The sequence below is a fragment of the Acinetobacter sp. UBA3025 genome (assembly GCF_002367915.1).
GTDB lineage: Bacteria > Pseudomonadota > Gammaproteobacteria > Pseudomonadales > Moraxellaceae > Acinetobacter.
In genome coordinates this window covers 1,171-1,579 of record NZ_DFDO01000123.1, presented here as the reverse complement: position 1 = coordinate 1,579, position 409 = coordinate 1,171, and the positions used below count along the sequence as shown (strand labels likewise).

Sequence of the window (409 nt, the reverse complement as noted above, 5' to 3'; positions counted from 1 at the left end):
CTGCTGGAATGTGGAAGGTGGAGAAAGTATTCAGGAATCATATGTCAACCTGATTCCAACCGCACAGGGCGGTACTCACGTGAATGGCTTACGTTCAGGCGTGACCGATGCCATGCGTGAGTTTTGTGAACTGCGTAACCTGTTGCCACGGAATATGAAACTGTCTGCAGAAGATGTCTGGGACGGGGTCAACTACGTCCTGTCGCTGAAATTCCAGGAGCCACAATTCTCTGGTCAAACCAAGGAACGATTATCTAGCCGTGAAGCCTCAGGTATTGTGCAGAATATTGCCAAAGATGCGTTTGCACTGTGGCTGAACCAGAATTCAGACATCGCTATGCAACTGGCGGAAATAGCCATTTCCAAAGCGGGTCGCCGTCTAAAAGCAGCCAAGAAAGTTGAACGTAAG

At 49.1% G+C, this 409-nt stretch carries 1 pseudogene; it reads left to right on the top strand.

Annotated features, from left to right (window positions below):
- Positions 1-409, top strand: a pseudogene (locus tag B4J23_RS05390) (DNA topoisomerase IV subunit B); the annotation flags it as partial.